At 45.1% G+C, this 1430-nt stretch carries 1 protein-coding gene; it reads right to left on the reverse strand.

All coding sequences use genetic code 11. The features are described 5' to 3' along the window. Window positions 1-221: 221 nt before the first annotated feature. Window positions 222-1430, reverse strand: a 1209-nt coding sequence (locus BG32_RS05355; protein WP_259459537.1) for a P-loop NTPase fold protein, incomplete at its 5' end; no start/stop codon positions are given.

A 1430-nucleotide genomic window follows, 5' to 3' on the forward strand; every position in this document is an offset into this window, starting at 1 on the left:
CGGGCAAAAAGAACCGCTTGGATAAGAAACGCTGTGCGATGGAGAAGCACGGTGACCGTTAAAGGTCCACCATCCTCCGATAAGAACTAAAAGCTCCTTCTAGAGTCTCAAGAAACGAGATCCCGTATAAGAGGATTACTGGAAGACAGTGCCTGCACAGAGATTTTATCACTCCGACCTGGCCGACAAGTCCGTCAAATTCTGGACTGCTCCGACAGTTTTCACTGGGAGATGTTCAAAAAGACTTTTGCTTTTCCAGATATTCTGTATGTTCCGTTTCTTTCAATCAGCAACCCTAATGCAGTAAGTCTTTCGATTGTGGAATAGGAGGTCGTTCTTTTGATTGCATTGCTTTTCAATAGATCGAGTAGTTCTTCTTTATTTCCAGAGAAGTCCGATGCCACTTTCAGTGTTCTTCTCTGAATTTCTGTGAGTGCCAGATCTCCCATGTATTCTCTTACTATCTTCTTTACCGATTCGTTTGCGTCGCTTACAGATATGAACTTCGCACCTGCATTATCGAAAACCACTTTCTGAGCTATCCAGAGTGCATCCCGCGGATTACCGTCAGCGAAGCTAACGATCGGTTCCAGTGATTCCGGTCTGAACCATGAAGTGAGGTTGCCAAGACGCTTAAGAAGCAGCTCCTTTATATCCGAATCCGTCAGCTCACTCAGGAATACTACATCCTTTATCACGTTCTCAAGATTGCCCGATTCGTTCCATTTCATCCTGTCCTGTCTGTAGTCCCTGTAAATACCGTAGGGCAACGAAAACAATACCATCAATTTGTCCTGTTGTAGTTCAAGCTTCAAAGAATCGAGAACACTAATGACATCCTGCTTGCTTTCTTTATCAAGTTCATCTATTACCAGTAGAACCTTGCCGTAGTTCATGACCAGTGTCTCGAGTAGAGTTCGCAGTTTTTCATGAGCGGCAAAAACGTTGAATCTCGGCATTTTCTGCTTCTCAATGCTGACTCCGCCGCTTCCGAAGAGAGAGACTCCCAACGATGCGCCCTTTATAATCGAGACTTGCTCGACGATCCATTCTTCCGTTCCTTTCGCGGTAGCGCTCACTTTGCCGGAAGAGTCCTTTTTGAGCACGTTGGACAGGCTAAAAAGCAGGTCGTAAAGAATCGTTTCCCGATTGTCCCTGTGGATCAACGAAACACTCAGCTTCTTTATATTTCCGGAATCAAGAACGTTCAGCACGGTAGTCTTTCCTATTCCAGTTTCTCCAGAAATGCCAAATATGCCGAAAGGCTGATATTTTATGAGAAGCTCGAGAGATCGAATCTCTTTACGACGGTTGATAAGACTGTGATTTTCTTCACGTTGAAGAGGCCTATCTACCAGTGCCCGTACTATCTTCCCTATGTCCAAGAACAACACCTCCAAAGCGATTATATCACTCCGACCTGGCCGACA

Source organism: Mesotoga sp. HF07.pep.5.2.highcov, from assembly GCF_003666285.1.
GTDB lineage: Bacteria > Thermotogota > Thermotogae > Petrotogales > Kosmotogaceae > Mesotoga > Mesotoga prima.